Origin of the sequence: Curtobacterium sp. MCBD17_030, from assembly GCF_003224255.1 — a bacterium.
GTDB lineage: Bacteria > Actinomycetota > Actinomycetes > Actinomycetales > Microbacteriaceae > Curtobacterium.
Genome location: NZ_QKLI01000014.1, coordinates 74,911 through 92,799, shown reverse-complemented (window position 1 = coordinate 92,799; position 17,889 = coordinate 74,911). Strand labels below are relative to the sequence as shown.

At 72.4% G+C, this 17,889-nt stretch carries 16 protein-coding genes; 8 read left to right on the top strand and 8 right to left on the bottom strand.

Going from position 1 to position 17,889, the window contains the following annotated elements:
• Window positions 1–110 precede the first annotated feature (110 nt).
• From ald to DEI89_RS12510, 3 genes are all read right to left on the bottom strand, one after another.
• A complete protein-coding gene (ald, locus tag DEI89_RS12520; protein ID WP_110904393.1) occupies window positions 111–1,211 on the bottom strand; it encodes an alanine dehydrogenase in 1,101 nt (366 codons plus the stop codon).
• 154 nt (window positions 1,212–1,365) lie between these two features.
• Window positions 1,366–2,382: a helix-turn-helix domain-containing protein gene (locus DEI89_RS18255; protein WP_146236784.1), complete on the bottom strand. Its 1,017-nt coding sequence runs from the start codon at window positions 2,380–2,382 to the stop codon at window positions 1,366–1,368.
• Between the two features lie 81 nt (window positions 2,383–2,463).
• Entirely contained in the window at window positions 2,464–3,426 is a 963-nt protein-coding gene (locus DEI89_RS12510; RefSeq protein ID WP_110904392.1) for a sugar-binding transcriptional regulator, read from the bottom strand.
• Window positions 3,427–3,619: 193 nt separating this feature from the next.
• On the opposite strand from DEI89_RS12510, the gene DEI89_RS12505 reads away from it, so the two are divergent.
• On the top strand, window positions 3,620–5,362 hold the full coding sequence (locus DEI89_RS12505; RefSeq protein WP_181421632.1) for a glycerol-3-phosphate dehydrogenase/oxidase: 1,743 nt from the start codon (window positions 3,620–3,622) through the stop codon (window positions 5,360–5,362).
• 110 nt (window positions 5,363–5,472) lie between these two features.
• On the opposite strand, the gene DEI89_RS12500 is transcribed toward DEI89_RS12505, so the two are convergent.
• Complete coding sequence (locus DEI89_RS12500) at window positions 5,473–6,129, bottom strand: histidine phosphatase family protein (RefSeq protein ID WP_110904383.1); 657 nt, start codon at window positions 6,127–6,129, stop codon at window positions 5,473–5,475.
• 53 nt (window positions 6,130–6,182) lie between these two features.
• Between DEI89_RS12500 and DEI89_RS12495 the strand changes: the two genes are divergently transcribed.
• The gene (locus DEI89_RS12495; RefSeq protein WP_110904382.1) at window positions 6,183–6,707 is read left to right on the top strand and encodes a DinB family protein; all 525 of its coding nucleotides are present in this window, start codon (window positions 6,183–6,185) and stop codon (window positions 6,705–6,707) included.
• A 55-nt stretch (window positions 6,708–6,762) separates the two neighbouring features.
• Here DEI89_RS12495 and DEI89_RS12490 read toward each other — a convergent pair whose 3' ends face one another.
• Together DEI89_RS12490 and DEI89_RS12485 are read right to left on the bottom strand one after the other, a co-directional pair.
• Window positions 6,763–7,788 carry a sugar-binding transcriptional regulator gene (locus tag DEI89_RS12490; RefSeq protein WP_110904381.1) on the bottom strand — a complete coding sequence of 342 codons (1,026 nt, stop codon included), beginning with the start codon at window positions 7,786–7,788 and terminating at the stop codon, window positions 6,763–6,765.
• Between the two features lie 70 nt (window positions 7,789–7,858).
• Complete coding sequence (locus DEI89_RS12485) at window positions 7,859–8,683, bottom strand: GolD/DthD family dehydrogenase (protein WP_110904380.1); 825 nt, start codon at window positions 8,681–8,683, stop codon at window positions 7,859–7,861.
• Window positions 8,684–9,087: 404 nt separating this feature from the next.
• On the opposite strand from DEI89_RS12485, the gene DEI89_RS12475 reads away from it, so the two are divergent.
• The 5 genes from DEI89_RS12475 to DEI89_RS12455 all read left to right on the top strand — a co-directional run bounded on the left by DEI89_RS12475 (window position 9,088) and on the right by DEI89_RS12455 (window position 14,433).
• Window positions 9,088–10,893, top strand: a complete 1,806-nt coding sequence (locus DEI89_RS12475; protein ID WP_110904379.1) for a dihydroxyacetone kinase family protein — start codon at window positions 9,088–9,090, stop codon at window positions 10,891–10,893.
• Window positions 10,890–11,351 (top strand): ribose-5-phosphate isomerase, encoded by a 462-nt coding sequence (locus tag DEI89_RS12470; RefSeq protein ID WP_110904378.1) that lies wholly within the window; start codon window positions 10,890–10,892, stop codon window positions 11,349–11,351. Before DEI89_RS12475 ends, DEI89_RS12470 begins: the two co-directional genes overlap by 4 nt.
• 127 nt (window positions 11,352–11,478) lie before the next feature.
• Window positions 11,479–12,546 carry an outer membrane lipoprotein carrier protein LolA gene (locus DEI89_RS12465; RefSeq protein ID WP_181421631.1) on the top strand — a complete coding sequence of 356 codons (1,068 nt, stop codon included), beginning with the start codon at window positions 11,479–11,481 and terminating at the stop codon, window positions 12,544–12,546.
• Complete coding sequence (locus DEI89_RS12460; RefSeq protein WP_110904376.1) at window positions 12,543–13,550, top strand: ABC transporter ATP-binding protein; 1,008 nt, start codon at window positions 12,543–12,545, stop codon at window positions 13,548–13,550. The genes DEI89_RS12465 and DEI89_RS12460 overlap by 4 nt, the downstream gene beginning before the upstream one ends.
• Window positions 13,537–14,433 carry an ABC transporter permease gene (locus DEI89_RS12455; RefSeq protein WP_258368889.1) on the top strand — a complete coding sequence of 299 codons (897 nt, stop codon included), beginning with the start codon at window positions 13,537–13,539 and terminating at the stop codon, window positions 14,431–14,433. The genes DEI89_RS12460 and DEI89_RS12455 overlap by 14 nt, the downstream gene beginning before the upstream one ends.
• Window positions 14,434–14,500: 67 nt before the next feature.
• Here DEI89_RS12455 and DEI89_RS12450 read toward each other — a convergent pair whose 3' ends face one another.
• Window positions 14,501–15,580, bottom strand: a complete 1,080-nt coding sequence (locus DEI89_RS12450) for an NADP-dependent oxidoreductase (RefSeq protein WP_110904375.1) — start codon at window positions 15,578–15,580, stop codon at window positions 14,501–14,503.
• A gap of 262 nt (window positions 15,581–15,842) precedes the next feature.
• A complete protein-coding gene (locus tag DEI89_RS12445) occupies window positions 15,843–16,754 on the bottom strand; it encodes a metallophosphoesterase (protein ID WP_110904374.1) in 912 nt (303 codons plus the stop codon).
• A 59-nt stretch (window positions 16,755–16,813) separates the two neighbouring features.
• On the opposite strand from DEI89_RS12445, the gene DEI89_RS12440 reads away from it, so the two are divergent.
• Window positions 16,814–17,812, top strand: coding sequence for a low specificity L-threonine aldolase (locus DEI89_RS12440; RefSeq protein ID WP_110904373.1), 999 nt, complete (start codon window positions 16,814–16,816; stop codon window positions 17,810–17,812).
• The last annotated feature ends 77 nt before the right edge of the window (window positions 17,813–17,889 follow it).

Genomic DNA, 17,889 nt, shown 5'->3' with positions numbered 1-17,889 from the left:
CTGTCGCTTTCGCGTCCCTAACGGGCAGGGCCGGACTGGAGGCGCGGCCCACCCCGCCCCGCTGGTGGGCTCCGGTGGGCTCCGGTGGGCTCCGGCGGGCCCCGGTGGGCTCAGCGTGCGGCGGCCACCAGCCCGTGCGCAGCGGCGACGGCTCCGTTCGTCACCCGGCCCGCGTGCACGTTGAGCCCGAGCGCGAGGGCGGGATCGGACTCGAGCGCGCGCTCCCACCCCTGGTCCGCGATCGCCACCGCGTAGGGCAGTGTCGCGTTCGTCAGCGAGATCGTGCTGGTGCGGGGTACCGCGCCCGGCATGTTCGCCACGCAGTAGTAGACGGCGTCGTGCACCGCGAACGTCGGGTCGTCGTGGGTGGTCGGCCGCGAGCCCTCGAAGCAGCCGCCCTGGTCGATGGCGATGTCGACCAGGACCGATCCGGGTCGCATGTCGGCGACCATCGCGTCGGTCACGAGCTTCGGTGCCGAGGCACCCGGGATCAGCACCGACCCGATGACCAGGTCGGCGTCCGCCACGGCCGCGGCGATCGCGAGCGGGCTCGAACGAAGGGTCGTCACCCGTCCGTCGAAGCGCGCGTCGAGGGCACGGAGGCGCGGCAGGCTGATGTCGAAGACCGTCACCTCGGCGCCCATCCCGAGGGCGATCGTCGCGGCGTGCTCACCGGCGACGCCGCCGCCGATCACCACGACACGGCCCTTCGGTGTCCCCGGGACGCCACCGAGGAGCAGGCCACGTCCGCCGTTCGCGCGCATCAGGTGGTGCGCACCGACCTGCGCGGCGAGCCGGCCGGCGATCTCGGACATCGGCGAGAGCAGCGGCAGGGAGCGGTCCGGCAGCTGCACGGTCTCGTACGCGATCGCGGTCGCGCCGGACTCGACGAGCGCCGAGGTCAACGGGCGGTCGGCTGCCAGGTGCAGGTAGGTGAAGAGCACCTGGCCCTCGCGGATCAGCGGGTACTCGGCGGCCACGGGCTCCTTGACCTTCAGGACCATCTCCGCCTGGTCCCAGACCCGACGGGCGTCGGGCACCACGGTGGCGCCGGCGCCGGTGTACTCGTCGTCATCGAAGGCCGATCCCGTCCCTGCTCCGGCCTGCACGAGCACCTCGTGTCCGTGCATCGTCAACTCGGCGACCCCGGCGGGGGTGACGGCGACGCGGAACTCGTTGTTCTTGATCTCGGTGGGGATGCCGATGCGCATGACGGACTCCTTCGTGGGCAGTTGCTCGGTCCCCACTATTCAGCCGCGTGTTCGTTGCTGGTGCGGTCAGGCCGAACGATCGCCCGGGTCGAAGGTGTTCGGTGTCACGATGTTCGGCGAGGCGGCGCTCGGGAGCGCTCCCACCGAATGCTGCTCAGTGACGCGGTCGCGATCGCAGCGTGTCGCTCGGCAGCTCGCCGAAGCGGGACCGGAACGCCGCCGAGAACCGCCCGAGGTGCCCGAAGCCCCACCCGCGGGCGATGTCGGCCACCGAGGTCTCGTCCCGCTCGGCACGCCGCAGGTCTTCGCGCGCACCGTCGAGTCGCACGGACCGGAGCAGTTCACCCGGGGTCTGGTCGAGGTGGCGGCGGAGCGACTGCTGCAGACCGCGCGGACTGAGACCGGCGGCCGCGGCGATCTCGGGAGTCCCGATCGACTCGCGGGCGTGGGCGTGCACGTAGTCGAGAGCACGACGGAGGCGCTGGTGCTCCGGCCCGGTGCCGGAGACCGCGGCGCGCCAGCTGCTGCGACGCGGGAACGCGCGGACGGCGGCGGTCGCGAAGGCCTCGGCGATGTCCCGGCGGGCGATGGCGGACAGCTCGGTGTCGACCTGCAGCCACGTCGAGGAGTGTCGGCGGACGGTCTCCTGCCAGACGCGCAGGCCGTCCTGGTCCGGGCGCTCGAGCGGTTCGAACGCGAAGGTCTCGTCGCCGACCAGATCGGTCAGGAACTTCCGGTCCAGGTGCACGAGGTTCAGGCCGATGTCACGGTGGTGCAGGTCGTAGGTCTCCGACGGCAGGACCATCGGCACTCCCTGCACCAGGTCGACGGAGCGTCCGTTGAACGTGATGGTGCTGCTGCCGCTGCGGAGCCACGCGACGATGACGTCGTCGGACTGGCTCTGGCTGCGCAGGTCGACGCCGAACCGAGAGGTCCGGAGCGACATCCGCTCGTCGGTGACACCGGCGAAGTCCCACAGCGTCTCGGGGCGGGTGCGGCGGATCACCGGCGCCTTCAGGTCGTAGTCGGACGTGAAGAACGCCATCGCCTGGTCGATGTCCGTCCCGGCCAGTCGTCGGTAGGAGCGGGTGTCCTGCCGTTCGACGGGTCGTTGCCGCGTGGTGCCGGAGGAGCGGACGGCGGACGGACCGACTTCGGGAGGGAGCACCATGCTCCGACCGTAGATCAGACCACCGACAGCCGGACCGGGACGCTCACCCCGGAGCGGGGGCACCGGCCTCCGGACCGGGTGTCAGTTCTGCAGGATCGCCTGCCCCACGCTCTCGTCGAGGATGAGGTCCGTCACGAGCCCCGCCGCCAGCGCTCCGCGCAGCGACGCGGCCTTCTCCCGCCCGGCGACCACGCAGATCCGCCGCGGTGCGCGCTTGATCGTGTCGAGGTCGGGGGCACCGGCCCGGGCGTTCACCCCGATGTCCTTCCACGACCCGTCCGCCCGGTAGAACACCGTGGAGACGTCGCCCACGACCTGCGCGGTGACGAGCTCGTCCTGGTCGGCCGGGTCCAGGTACCCGCCGGAGTACACGTGCGACGGCACCGGTGCCTGCGGGGCGCCGACACCGAACACGACGACGTCCATCCGTTCGTGCAGGTCGAGCACGCGGCGGATCGAGCGTTCCCGGAAGAGCGCGGCCTTCGTGGCGGGGTCGTCGAAGAACGCGGGCACCGGGAACTGCTGCACGAGGGCGCCGTACGCCTCACCGAAGCGCCGGAGGATCTCCGAGGCGTAGACGATGCCGGTCGTGCGGGTGTTCGCCGCACCGTTCACCTGCACGATCGTGGAGCCGTGCGTCGTCTTCGGCACGAGGTACCGGCTGACGGCGCTGACCGTCGAGCCCCACGAGATGCCGATCACCATGTTGGACTCGATGTACTGCGTCAGGATCCGGGCAGCAGACAGGGCCACACGCTCCAGCCGGTCCACGTCGCTCGTGTGGTCCGGCACCGGGACGACGTGCGCGTGCACGCCGAAGCGTGCGCGGATGCTGCGGCTGAGCGCGGCGGCCTGGTCGAGTGGCGAGCGGATCTGGATGTCGACCAGTCCGGTGTCCCGTGCGTACTTCAGCAGTCGGGACACCGACGAGCGGGACGTGCCGAGCTCGTCGGCGATGGCGTCCATCGTCAGGTCCTGCAGGTAGTAGAGGTGCGCGGCCCGCAGGGCCTGCTGGGTGCGCACGGGCTGGGCGGCATCGCTCATGGATCCGAGCATGCACGGACGTGCACGCCATCTGCAACCCCGTCCGTGCCTCCACTCGGCGCTGCCGCACCACGGGACGGAGGCGCGACAACCGTTCTGCACGTCCGTGCAGGCAGGTTGCCCAAGCGTTCCGACGAGCGCACGATCGATGGAGTACCAACGGAATCGACCCCAGAAAGCGATGCGAACGACCATGTCGAAGAAGACGCAGCCCAGGAACACGGTCACCGCCCTCACCGGACGCCCGAACGCACAGGTCCTCATCGTCGGGGGCGGGATCAACGGCATCGCCACCTTCCGCGACCTCGCCCTGCAGGGTGTCGACGTCGCCATCGTCGAGCGCAGCGACTACGGCTCCGGCGCCTCCGCAGCATCGAGCCACATGATCCACGGCGGCATCCGCTACCTGGAGAACGGCGAGTTCCGCCTCGTGCGCGAGAGCGTGCAGGAGCGCAACGGCCTGATCCGCATCGCCCCGCACTACGTCAAGCCGCTGCAGACGACCATGCCGGTCTTCTCCACCTTCTCCGGCATCATGAACGCCCCGCTGCGCATGCTCACGCACAAGCAGCGCTCCACCAAGGAGCGCGGCGCGATGCTAATCAAGATCGGCATGACGATCTACGACTCCTTCTCGCGTGACGGTGGATCCGTCCCGAAGCACGTCTTCCGCACCAAGAAGGCCGCGCTCGAGGACATGCCCGCGCTGAACCGCGACCTGAAGTACACCGGCACCTACTACGACGCCTCCGTGCACGAGCCGGAGCGCCTGGCGCTCGACGTCCTCAAGGACGGTCTGGCCGCCGGCACCGGCACCGGTGCCGACGCGACCGCCCGTGCGACGAACTACGTCGAGGCGGTCGGCGCCCGCGACGGCGGTGTCCTGCTCCGCGACCGCGAGACCGGCGAGGAGTTCGTGTTCACCGCGGACGTCGTCGTGAACGCGTCCGGCCCCTGGACCGACCTGACCAACGAGGCGTTCGGCGGCGGCACGAAGTACATGGGCGGCACGAAGGGCTCCCACATCGTCGTCGACAACCCCGAGCTGCTCGAGGCGACGAAGGGCCGCGAGCTGTTCTTCGAGAACAACGACGGCCGCATCGTCCTCATCTACCCGCTCAAGGGCCGGGTCCTCATCGGCACGACCGACATCGACGCCGACCCGTCGCAGCCGGTCGTCACCACCGACGAGGAGATCGACTACTTCTTCGGCCTCGTGAAGCACGTGTTCCCGCAGATCGAGGTCACGCGCGACCACATCGTGTACAGCTACTCCGGCATCCGACCGCTCCCCCGTCACGAGGACACCGCCCCCGGGTTCGTGTCGCGTGACTACCGGATCGTCGACACCGCGATCGCCGGCCTGCCGGACACCACCGTGCTGTCGCTCGTCGGCGGCAAGTGGACGACCTTCCGCGCCCTGGCCGCGCACCTGTCCACCGACGTCACCACGAAGCTCGGCGTCGCCCGCAAGGTCGACACCACCGGCATGCCGATCGGCGGCGGCAAGGACTTCCCGACCACCGACGGCCAGCGTGCCCTGTGGATCAAGTCGCACCGTGACGGCCTCGCGTCCGAGACCGTCGACCGTCTGCTCGACCGCTACGGCACCCGTGCCGCCGAGGTCGTCGACGCACTCGTCACCGGCCCGGTCGAGCCGCTCGAGTCGGACGCGACGCTCACCCGCGCCGAGGTCCGCTACTTCGCCGAGCACGAGCAGGCCGTGCACCTGGTCGACGTGGTGCTCCGCCGCACGAACCTCGCGTTCGTCGGTGGCGTCACGATCGACCTGCTCGACGAGCTCGCTGACGTCATGGCCGAGACCCTCGGCTGGACGGCGGAGGACCGCGCCGACGAGGTCCAGCGCACCCTCGACGTGCTGCGCGAGTCGCACCGCGTCATCGTGCCGCTGACGTCGGCGTCGCAGCTCGCCTGACCGTTCCGCAACACGTGACGTGGGCGGCTCCACGCAACGACATGTCGTTGCGTGGAGCCGCCCACGTCGCGTTGTGCGGGGACCCGGACGGGAGGCTCGGACCGGCCCCGTCAGAACCGCTCGCCGGTCGGGTCCTGCGCGCTCAGGTCCGCCAGGTCGTCGCCGCCGATCGGCTCGCCCGCCCAGTCCACGAGGCGCCACCCGTCCGTCGTCGAGCCCTCGAGCTCGACGACGCCGGTGTTCTCCAGGTGCCGGTTCCGGCCGAGGTCGTTCGGGACGTTCTGCGCCGTCACCGCGGCCCAGATCCGGATCGCGGCACCGTGGCTGAAGGCCGCCGCGACCTCGGCGCCGGTCGCCTCGATCTGCCGGACGGCGTCGTCGTAGCGGCCGAAGAAGGCGTGGCCGTCCTCGGCGCCGGGCATCCGCTCGTCGAGGTCCCCCGCGGCCCAGGCGTACGCCGCGGCGAGGTAGGTCTGCACCGACACGGTGTCGCGCTTGCCCTGCAGCTCGCCGGCCTCGATCTCACGGAGGCCCGGCAGCACCACGGGCTCCAGGTCGAGCGCACGCGCGAGCGGTGCGGCGGTGATCTGCGTCCGGACCATGGTCGAGGTGAAGAGCCGCTCGATCCCCCGGTCGCCGAGGGCTGCGGGCAGCGCGTCAGCCTGCTCCTGCCCGAGGTCGGTCAGGCCGGGCCCGGGGACTTCGGCATCGAGCAGGCCGGTCACGTTGGCGGGGGTCTGTCCGTGGCGGACGAGCAGCAGTCGCATGGCCTCACCCTACGGACCGCCCTGCCGGGTCCGGTGACTGCTACGGTCTGGCCGTGGCGATCGAACCGGACACGAAGAACTGGACCTGGGTCATCGAGTCGGCCTGCCCGGACTGCGGCTTCGACGGCGGCACGACGACGATCCGCGACGTGCCGGAACTCATCGACGCGAACACCGCGAGGTGGCCGGAGCGGTTGCGCCGCGACGACGTCCGGCAGCGCCCGGACGACGCGACCTGGTCACCGCTCGAGTACGGCGCCCACGTCCGCGACGTGCACCGGAAGATGACCGAGCGCCTCGAGCTGATGCTCACCGAGGACGACCCGCTCTTCCCGAACTGGGACCAGGACGCCACCGCCGTCGCCGAGCGCTACGGCGAGCAGGACCCCGCGGCGGTCACCGAGGAACTGACGGCCGCCGCCCGTCGGGCCGCCCGGGCGTTCGCCGCCGTCCGTGACGACCAGCTCGACCGCACCGGACGTCGTTCCGACGGCAGCGGCTTCACGGTCGCGACCCTCGCGGTGTACTACGCGCACGACCCGGTCCACCACCTGTGGGACGTGCGGCACGCGCGCTGAGTGATCCGGGCCTCCCGGCCGGCCAGGACCACTGACGGACCGGGCCGCCGACGGGTCAGGCCAGCGCGTCGAGCAGCGCCCTGGCCGTCGCTGCGTCCGTGACCAGCTCGTTGACCAGACGGCCGCGCACGGCGCTGATGATGCTCGGCACCTTGACCGCGCCGACGGCGACGCCGACCGCGTGGGGCACGGCGGCGAGCACCTCGCGAGAGGTCCGCACCATGCGGTCGCTGCCGGGGAACTCGATGGGTTCACCGTCCGGGCCGGTGAAGTTGAGGCAGACGTCGCCGGTCGCCCGGTCGAACACGTCGTCGTCGACCGGCAGCCCGCGGGCCATCGCGTCCCGCGTCACGACCGGCGCGCCGATCCCCAGGATCGCGCCCTTCGCTCGGCTCCACAGCCCGACGACGTGCTGGAACGCGGGGTCCTCGTCCAGGGAGGCCCGGAGCGCCTCCGACGGCAGGGCCTGCGCGAACAGGAACGTCGGGATCGCACCGGACCGCTCCGCGGCCGCGCGGGTGATCTCATTGGTCTGGAACCACTGGTTCGGGTCGGCCTGACCACCGACGGTCGGGACGAGCTGCACGCCGGGCATCGCCGGCATCGCTCCGTGCGCGATCGCGTGCACGGTGCTGCCGGACGACATCAGCACGGCGTCGCCCGGGGCCAGGCGCATCCCCTCGACGGCGGCGGCGACCGGTTCGGCGAGGTCCACGCCCAGGGTCGCGGTGTGCGTGACGGCGGCGAGGTGCACGGCCTGGAGCCCGAGCACCACCTGCAGTCGCTCGGCCAGGGCGACGGTCTCGTCCTGGAACGGGTCGACGACCTCGATCCGGACCAGGCCGGCTCGGCGGGCCTCGGACACGAGTCGGCTCACCGTGGGGCGGGACACCCCGAGACGCGTGGCGATCTCGTTCTGCGTGGCGTCCTCGAGGTAGTACATCCGCGCGGCCTGGTAGACGGTGTCGAGCGGGAACCGGGACCGCTGGCCCTCAGGGGCGGGCGTCGCCGACCCGGGCCGGTCCGGACTGACCGGAGTGGGAACGGCCGGTGCCGATGCGGACGGGGTTCTGTCAGACATCGAGCGCGGGCCTCCCGGGTGCGGTGCCGTCGGGCGTGCGGACGGCACCGCGATCGTAACGCCGCCCGCGCTACCGGATCGTGAAACCACCGTCGACCCGGAGGTCCGCACCGTTCACCATCGCTGCGGACTCGCCCGCGAGGAAGAGCACGGCCGACGCGATCTCGGCCGGGGTGGCGAACCGCCCGGTCGGGATCTCGTCCTGGTGGCGCAGGCCCGCGTCGTTCGCCCACGCCGAGCGCCCGAGCGCGGTGAGCACGACGGTCGGCGACACCGTGTTGACCGTCACTCCCCGACGTCCCCACTCGAGCGCGAGCACCCGGGTGAGGCCGAGGACGCCGGCCTTGGACGCGCAGTACGCGGCGTGTCCGTCGAGCCCGACGTGCGCAGCCTGCGACGCGATGTTCACGATGCGCCCGTACCCGGCGTCGAGCATGTGCCGCCCCACCGCCTGCGCCACCCGGTGGGTGCCGGTGAGGTTGACGTCGAGCGTCCGTGCCCAGGCGTCGGCGCCCAGGTCCTCGGCCGCTCCGAGGGCCACGATGCCCGCACTGTTGACGAGGACGTCGACACGGCCGGTGGCGGCCATCACGGTCGCGACCGCGGCATCCACCGAAGCCTGGTCGGTCACGTCGCAGGCCGCACCGAGGTGCCCGGTACCGACGAGGTCGGCCGCGACGGCGGCAGCAGCCTCCGCGCGGACGTCGACGACGGCGACACGGGCGCCGCGCTCGGCGAGCGCGTGGGCGATGGCCTCGCCGATGCCGGAGGCGCCACCGGTCACCACCGCCACCCGGCCGGCGAAGGCGTTGGTGTGGTCGACGCGGACCGGGCCGGAACGGAGGGCCGCGGCGATGTCGTCTGCTGCAGGGTCGTGGTTCGAGGAGTGGGACATGAGTGGGTAACATACCCGATGTCACATAGTCCCGCGATCGAGAGCGAACATGTCAACGTCGACGGAACCCCTCCTCCCTCGCGCGCGTCCTACCGATCCGGGCGGGCTCGACCGCCTCGGGACACCCCGTCCCCTGGCCGCTGGCCTCCTCGGGGTCCTCGTCGCGGGGTGTTCCTTCGGCTGCTCGCTCGCCGGCTTCGTCCCGATGGGTGCCATCAGGCCGGCGCTCGCACCGCGGCACCGGGGCGCCGCGGTCACATGGACCTTCATCGGCTCTACGCCTGCGCCTTCGTCATGGTCGGCCGACTCCGCGTGCCGCCGGCCCCGACGACCGATGCACAGCCCTGAGGCAGATGACCACCACGCCACCCACCCACCCACGCGTCCCCGAGGAGGACCCCACCATGACCACGATCTGCGACGACCCCGAGGACTTCGCCGAGGACCAACTCAGAGGCTGGCTCGCCCTGTACGCCGACCGGGTGCGCGGCGTCACCGGCGGGGTGGTGACCCTGCCGACCGCCGGTGCGTCACCACAGGTCGCAGTCGTCGTGGGCGGAGGCTCGGGGCACTACCCGGCGTTCAGCGGGCTGGTCGGACCCGGGCTCGCGACCGGTGCCGTCGTCGGCAACGTGTTCACCTCGCCGTCGGCCGCGCAGGTGTACTCGGTCGCGAGGGCCGCCGACCAGGGCCGCGGGGTCGTGCTGTCCTTCGGCAACTACGCCGGAGACACGATGAACTTCGGGCTCGCTGCGGAGCGGCTCCGTGCGGCCGGCATCGACACCCGGATCGTCGTCGTCACCGACGACGTCGCCTCGGCCGACGAGGCCGACCGTCGCCGCGGCATCGCGGGCGACTTCACGGTGTTCAAGGCGATGGGTGCCGCCGCGGCCGCGGGCGCGTCCCTCGACGAGGTCGAGCGGATCGGTCGGCACGCGAACGGACGGACCCGAACCATCGGCGTCGCCTTCTCCGGGTGCACCCTGCCGGGTTCGGCCGGGCCGCTCTTCACCGTGCCGGCCGGACACCTCGGCCTCGGGCTCGGCATCCACGGCGAGCCGGGCATCCGGGACGTCCCGTTGCTCCCGGCACGAGCCCTGGCCGAGTTGCTCGTCGAGCGTCTGCTGGTGGAGTCCCCGCTCGACGCAGCGGTACGTGACTCGACGGCGCCCCGTCGGGTCGCAGCCGTCCTCAACGGCCTGGGGGACACGAAGTACGAGGAGCTGTTCCTGCTGTGGGGCCGGATCGCTCCGCTCCTGACGGCCGCGGGGGTCGAGGTCGTCGAACCCGAGGTGGGCGAACTCGTGACGAGCCTGGACATGGGCGGCTGCTCGCTCACCCTGCAGTGGCTCGACGACGAACTCGAGCGCCTCTGGCGGGCCGATGCCCACACGCCGGCGTACCGCAAGTCCGCCGCACCGGTCGCGGCGCTGGTCCCGGCGGACGTCGCGACCGAGGCGGCGACCACCGCGTCCGTCGTCCCGGACGCGACCCCGGCCTCCCGTCGAGCGGGCGAAGCAGCACGCGCCGTGGTCCGGGCGATGGACGGACTGCTCCGCGAGCAGGAACACGAACTGGGTCGCATCGACGCGGTGGCCGGTGACGGGGACCACGGACGCGGGATGGTGAAGGGCGTCGGCGCCGCTCGCCGGGCAGTCGAGGGCATCGACGGGTCCGCCGGGGTCGGCTTCCTGCTCGGACGCGCGGGAGAGGCCTGGGCGGCCGAGGCCGGCGGGACGTCCGGCGTCCTGTGGGGTGCGGCGCTCGAAGCGTTCGGCGCGTCGATCGGAGACGACGCCGACGAGGTCACCCCACCGATGGTGGTCGACGCCGCGGCGGCGTTCGCGGAGGCGATCGTCCAGCTCGGGCGGGCGCAGCGCGGGGACAAGACGCTCCTCGACGCACTGTTGCCGTTCGTCGACGTGCTCGACGAAGCGGTCGCGGCTGGACGACCGCTCCCCGATGCCTGGGCCGCCGCCGCCGAGGTCGCCGTCCGGCAGGCGGTGGCGACCGCTGCACTCACTCCGCGGGTCGGCCGCGCCCGCCCGCTCGCCGAGAAGAGCCTCGGGACGCCCGATGCCGGTGCCGTCTCGATGGGGATGGTCCTCACCCGGATCGGCGAGGTCCTGACCAGCCGGGTCGAGCAGCCCGACACCACCGCCAGCACCACCACCACCACCACCACCACGAACAGAGGAGTGCACGCATGACGTTCCGCATCGCGATCGGGTCCGACGACGCCGGCTTCACGCTGAAGGAGGTGCTGCGCGCCGACCTCGCCGCCGACCCGCGCGTGGCCGAGCTCACCGATGTCGGGGTCGACGCCGACGGCCACACCGCGTACCCGCACGTCGCCGTCGAGGCGGCCCGCCTCGTCGCCGCGGGCCACGCCGACCGGGCCCTGCTGGTCTGCGGCACGGGCCTCGGCGTGGCGATCAGCGCGAACAAGGTGCCGGGCATCCGAGCGGTCACCGCACACGACCCGTTCAGCATCGAGCGCTCGGTGCTGTCCAACGACGCCCAGGTGCTCTGCCTCGGGCAACGCGTGATCGGGTCCGAACTCGCCCGACGCCTGGTCCGGGAGTGGCTCGGGTACACGTTCGACCCCACCTCGGCGAGCGCCGGGAAGGTCGACGCGATCCGGTCCTACGAGCGCTCGGACGACTGAGACCACGGACGCTGTGCTCCGGCCGCAGGGGCGGCCGGAGCACAGCGTTCTGTCGGCTGTCGGACGTACGGTTCTGCCGACTCCGATGCTCCACCGAGGTCTGCCGTTCCACCGAGGGGATCGACCCATGAAGAAGTCCGCCTGGCTGCCAGCCCTGATCGCACCCGTCGTCGTGGCCGGTGCCGTGGCCGCTCCCGTCATCGCGCAGGCCGCGTCCACCCCGATCGCCGGCGACGACCCGACCGCGGCGGCCGTCATCGCCAGCATCGCGAAGTCGTCCGACGCGCAGTACTCGGGCAAGCTCGCACAGACGAGCGACCTGGGACTGCCGGAACTCCCCGCCGGTGCCGGCGGCTCCTCGCTCGAGGGCGATGCCTCGGACGCCCTCAGCCTGCTCACGGCATCGCACACCGCCCGCGTCTACGTCGACGGACCGAGCAAGCAGCGCGTGCAGGTCACCGAGCAGCTCGCCGAGCAGGACCTGATCCGCAACGGCAGCACCGTGTGGACGTGGGACTCGAAGGAGCGCGCGGCGACGAAGACCACGCTGCCCAGCCGGTCGGCCGAGTCCCCCGCCAGCGGCACGGCCACTCCGACGGACGTCGCCGAGCAGGCCATCGACGCGATCACGCCGACCACGACCGTCTCGAAGCCCGTCGTGGTCTCGGTTGCGGGGCACGACGCCTGGTTGCTCACCCTCACCCCGAAGTCCGCGGACACCCTGGTCGGTTCGGTCCAGCTCGCGGTCGACCAGCAGACCGGGCTCCCGCTCCGCGCGGCCGTCACGGCCACCGGCGCGGACGAACCGGCGTTCCAGGTCGGGTTCACCAGTCTCGAGTACGGTGCACCGGCAGCGCGACTGTTCGACTTCACCCCGCCGACCGGTGCCGATGTCCACTCGAAGGACTTGTCCGACGCCCGCCCGGGCTCTGGTGCGCGCCACCACGGGTCTGACGGCGCCGATCGCCCGACCGTCTCCGGCAGCGGCTGGGACACCGTCGTGGCGCTGCCCGCGGGGAGCGCCGACCAGGCCGGCCTCGGGTCGGACGCGTCGGGCCTCCTCGACCAGCTGACGACCGCGGTGGCCGGCGGTCGAGCTGTCCAGACCTCGCTCGTGTCGGTCTACCTGACCGACGACGGCCGGGTCCTGGCAGGCGCGGTGCCGGTCACGGCCCTGGTCGCCGCGGCGAAGTGACGACGGGTACGGACGCAGCCGCGGCGCCGCAGACCGGCACGGCAGCGGCGGCGGGACCGGAGACCGTCACCGACCTCGCGATCCGCACCGACGGACTCCGCAAGGTGTTCCACAAGCAGCGGGCGGTGGACGGCATCGACCTGGCCGTCCCCCGCGGTTCGGTCTTCGGGTTCCTCGGGCCGAACGGCTCCGGCAAGACCACCACGATCCGGATGCTCCTCGGGCTCTCCAGCGCGACCGGAGGCACGATCGAGGTGCTCGGCGAGTCGATGCCCGCGGCGCTCCGCTCGGTGCTCCCCCGCGTCGGTGCGCTCGTCGAGGGTCCGGCCTTCTACCCCTACCTGTCGGGCCGCGCGAACCTGTCCCGGTTCGACGCCGCCGACCCGACCTCGGACCCGCGCAGCCGGAAGGACCGGGTCGCGCACGCACTGGACCGCGTCGGCCTGACGCATGCCGCCGACAAGAAGGCGCATGCGTACTCACTCGGCATGAAGCAGCGCCTGGGTCTGGCGAACGCCCTGCTCACCCCCCGCGAACTCCTGGTCCTCGACGAGCCGACGAACGGGCTCGACCCGCAGGGCACGCGCGAGGTCCGCAACCTGATCCGTTCCCTTGCCGACGACGGCACCACGGTGTTCGTGTCGAGCCACCTGCTGGCGGAGATCGAGCAGGTCTGCACGCACGCCGCCGTGATGCGGACCGGGCAGCTCGTCGCGCAGGGCACGCTCGACGACCTCCGCTCCGCCGGTGCCCGCACCGTCACGGTCCGCACCCCGGACGTCGGACAGGCAGCGGTCGTCCTGGGGCGCCTCGGTCTGGCACCGCGACGGGACGGCGGGTCGGACGTCCTCGTCGCCGACCTGGTCGCCGACGTCGCACCCGAGACCATCACCGCGGAACTCGTCCGCGCCGACGTCCGGGTCCGGGGGCTCGCCGTCGGTGACGGGACGCTCGAGGACCTGTTCGTCGCGCTCACCGGAGAGGGATTCGATGTCGCTGGCTGACCCCACCCCGACCACGGCCGAGCGACCGTCGACGGCCGGCGGCGTCTCCGCTCCCGCCCCCGTGCGACGGACGCGTGCCTTCGCCCTGCTCGGCTCCGAGCTCGCGCTCGTCTTCCGACGCCGCCGTACCTGGGCGATGCTCGGTGCGCTGGCGGCCGTGCCGATCCTGATCGCCGTCGCCGTCCGCCTGACCACCGGCGAGGACAGCGGCGGCCCGGCGTTCCTCGGCGACATCACGAACAACGGCCTGTTCGTCGCCTTCACCGCCCTGACCGTGTCGATCCCGCTGTTCCTGCCGCTCACCGTCGGCGTCGTCGCGGGCGACACCGTGGCGGGCGAGGCGAGCCACGGCACCCTGCGGTACCTGCTCGTCGCGCCGACCGGCCGGGTGCGTTTCATCCTGGTGAAGACCGCCGGCGCGATCGCGTTCTGCCTCGCCGCGACCCTGCTCGTCGTGCTCGTCGGTGCGGCGATCGGAGCGGTGCTGTTCCCGATCGGTCCGGTGACGCTGCTGTCCGGCACGCAGGTCGGCGGCTGGTCGTACTCCGCACGCGCCCTGCTCCTCGCGCTCTACGTCACCCTGTCGATGCTCGGACTGGTCGCGATCGGGCTGTTCGCCTCGACGCTGACGAACGTGCCGGTCGGGGCGATGGCGGCGACCGTGGTGTTGGCCGGCGTCTCGCAGGTGCTCGACCAGCTGCCGCAGCTGGACTGGCTGCACCCGTACCTGTTCTCGCACCTGTGGCTCGGGTTCGGCGACCTGCTCCGCGACCCGATCTCGTTCGACTCGTTCGGCAGCAACGCACTGCTGCAGCTCGGCTACCTGGTCGTGTTCGGCGCGCTGGCGTACGGCCGCTTCGCCAGCAAGGACATCCTCAGCTAGGCGCCCGAGTACGGAGGCGCCCGAGGACGCCCTCCGCTCCACGGCGAGGGCGTCCTCGATCGGCACGTCAGCTGGTCGAGACCGCGCCTTCGGCCCCGCGGGACGCCGGCGAGCCGCTCTCGAGCGTGCCGTCGGCCTTCTCCTCGGCGTACCGGTCGCGCAGATCGCGGGCCTTCTCGGACCGGTACCAGTCCTGACGGGCTCCGGTCTCGACCGGCTGCATGCCGACGACGACCTTGCCGCGGGAGTGCATCTCGGCGAGGTCCTCGTACGCGTCCACGATGTACTCGAACGGGTAGAAGCCCGAGATGAGGATCTGCACGCGGCGGTCCTCGACGGCCTTCGCCAGGAACAGGATGAGCTCCTTCGCCTCCGGGTCGGACGCGGGAGCGCGGAGGAACCGCAGCTCGGCGTCCCGCCGGGCCTCGGACGAGACGAAGCGCTTCTCGTCCACGCCCAGGCGGAGGGCCAGTTCGTGCGCGGCGTCGTCACCGTGGTTGTCGATGAACGCGGTGACGGCCCGGCCGTTCGCGATCTCGGCGATCCGGGCCTCCTCACCGTCCCCGTAGGCGACGGGCAGGATGCCGATCTGGCGGAGGTAGTCGTGGTTGCGCGGGCTGCCGAGTCCGATCACGGTCGCGCCGGCGTCGCGGGCGAGCTGGCACTGGATGTGACCGACACCACCGGCTGCGGCGCTGATGACGACGGTGTCGTCCGGGCCCAGGCGGAGCTTCCGGACCACGTCGACGGCGGTGCAGCCCGCCAGGTAGAGGCCGCCGGCGACCTCCCACCCGACGTGTGTGGGCTTGATGACGACCGCTTCACGAGGCACCACGACCCATGTCGCGTGCGAGCCGCCCTCGGGTGCGTGGCCCATGACCTCGTCGCCGACGCGCAGGTCCTTCACGCCGTCGCCCCGGGCGCGGACGATGCCGGCGAGGTCGACGCCCTGTCGCGCGGGGAAGTCGACCTGGACGTGGTCCTGCAACCTGCCCTCGCGGAGGAACCGCTCGATGTGGTTGAGGCCGGCGGCGATGACCTCGACGACGACCTCTCCGGGTCCGGGCTCCGGCCGTTCCTGTGACACGACCTCGACCACGTCGAAGTCGCCGTACCGCTGGTACTGCACTGCGCTACCGGTTCGCATGAGACCCTCCTCGGGACGTCGTGCGTTCCGTCCTACTCGCCTCAGCCACGGCTCCGTCCGCGGATGTGGGGTACTCGCAGGGACCGGCCCGGATCCGGGGACCGGCCCGGATCCGGGGACCGGCCGTGGACGGCGGGACGTCGGGAAGGCGGACGGGACGACCGGGAGGCGGACGGGACGGCCGGGAGGCGCCGGGCGGGAGGCGCCGGGCGGGGCCGCCACGTGCCTCCCGGCCGTCAGGTGGTGCGTCCGGACCTGCCGGTCACGACGGGCCGAACGCCTCCGCGATCCGGGTCGCGGCGGCCGCGTCGAGGTGCAGGGCCTGCTGGTCCGCGTCGGCGCGGGGCAGGCGGACGGGCGTCGACCAGAGCGAGCCGTCGGCTGCCAGGTCGACCACGAGCGCGCCGGTGCCGATGAGCGCGGTCTCCTGCTCGTACGGTCCGGCGACGTCGTTGTCGTTCGCGACACCCGGCGCCACGAGCACCGGCACCCCGCCGATCGACCCGGCGAAGTGGTGGTGGTAGTGACCGCCGAGCACGAGGCGGACGTCGGTCCCCCGCAACACGTCGGCGAGGTCCTGCGGGTTCCGGAGCTTCAGGGCGTCGTGCAGCGCGGTCGGCGCGGGCAGTGGTGGGTGGTGCAGGACGACGACGGAACCGTGGTCGGACGGCTCGGCGAGCACAGTGCGCAGGTGCTCGAGCACCGACTCGTCGAGTTCGCCGTACCCCGCCCCCGGCACGCTGGTGTCGACGGTGACGACGCGCCGACCGGCGACGATCGACTGACCCCGCACCGGCACCGAGGGGTCGTGGTGCTCCATGGTGTGCATGAGCGGTTGTCCGCCCTCGCCGAGGACGTGGCCGTCCACCAGGACCTGCCGGAAGCCGGCGCGCTGGTCGTGGTTGCCGGGCACGGTGACGAAGGCGGCACCGTGCCGTTCGGCCCAGCTGCCCACCGTCTGCCGGACCGTCTCGTAGGACCGGGGCGAGCCGTCCTCGGACACGTCGCCGGAGATCACCACCAGGCCGACGCCCGGAACGGTGTCCAGGTGCTCGAGCAGCGCACGGAGCGCCGCCGTCGTGTCGACCGTGCCCTGGTGCAGGGCGCCGTCGCCCGTCAGGTGCGTGTCCGACAGGTGCAGGATGCGGAGTGTTCCGGGTGCGGGAGGCTGCATGTCGCACACCGTAGCCGGGCCGTGCACCAGCGGACCGTCGGCAGGGGTACCGTTGTCCGGTGATCGACCTGCGCTCCGACACCGTCACCCGTCCGACCCCGGCGATGCGCCGCGCGATGGCGGAGGCCGAGGTCGGCGACGACGTGTTCGGCGAGGACCCCGAGACCACCCTGCTCGAGCAGGAGGTCGCGGAGCTCCTCGGGCACGAGGCCGGCCTGTTCACCCCGTCCGGCTCGATGGCGAACCAGCTCGGTCTGCGGCTGCTCGTCGGTCCGGGTGAGGAACTGCTCGCCGACGTCCAGGCCCACGTCGTCCGCGCCGAACTCGGGGCGGCGGCGGTGTTCTCCGGCATCACGACCCGGACCTGGGCGTCGGAGCGGGGCCGGCTGGTCGCCGAGTCCGTGCAGGAGATCGCCGAACCGAACGCGGGCGCCTACTCGGTGTCGACCACGGCGATCGCGGTCGAGAACACCCACAACTTCGGCGGCGGCACCGTCCAGCCGCAGCTCGAGGTGCGTGCGGTGCAGGACTTCGGTCGCGCGCACGGCATCGGGCTGCACCTGGACGGCGCCCGGCTGTGGAACGCCCACGTCGCGTCGGGCACCTCGTTCCGGGAGCTCGCCAGCGGCTTCGACACCGTGTCGGTCTGCATGTCGAAGGGTCTCGGCGCGCCGGTCGGGTCGGTGCTCGTCAGCACGGCCGAACGGATCGCGGCCGCCCGCATCTGGCGGAAGCGCTACGGCGGGGGCATGCGGCAGACCGGCATCCTGGCCGCCGGTGCCCGGTACGCCCTGCACGAGCACGTCGACCGCCTGGCCGAGGACCACGCGAACGCCCGGACGATCGCGGCAGCGCTCGACGTCGACCCGGCCACGGTGGACACGAACATCGTCTTCGCCGAGGTGTCCGACCCGGCGGCCTTCGTCACGGCTGCAGCGGCGGCCGGTGTCCGGGTGATGCAGCTCGGGCGGACGACGGTGCGGATCGTGACACACCTCGACGTCTCGGCCGAGGACGCCGAGCAGGCGGCCCGGGTGCTGGCCGCACTCCCCCGCTGAGGCGCGACCGCGTACCGCTCGCGGTCAGCGACGCCGGCGGCCGGTCCGTCAGACGGCCTCGGTAGGGTCGGCACGTC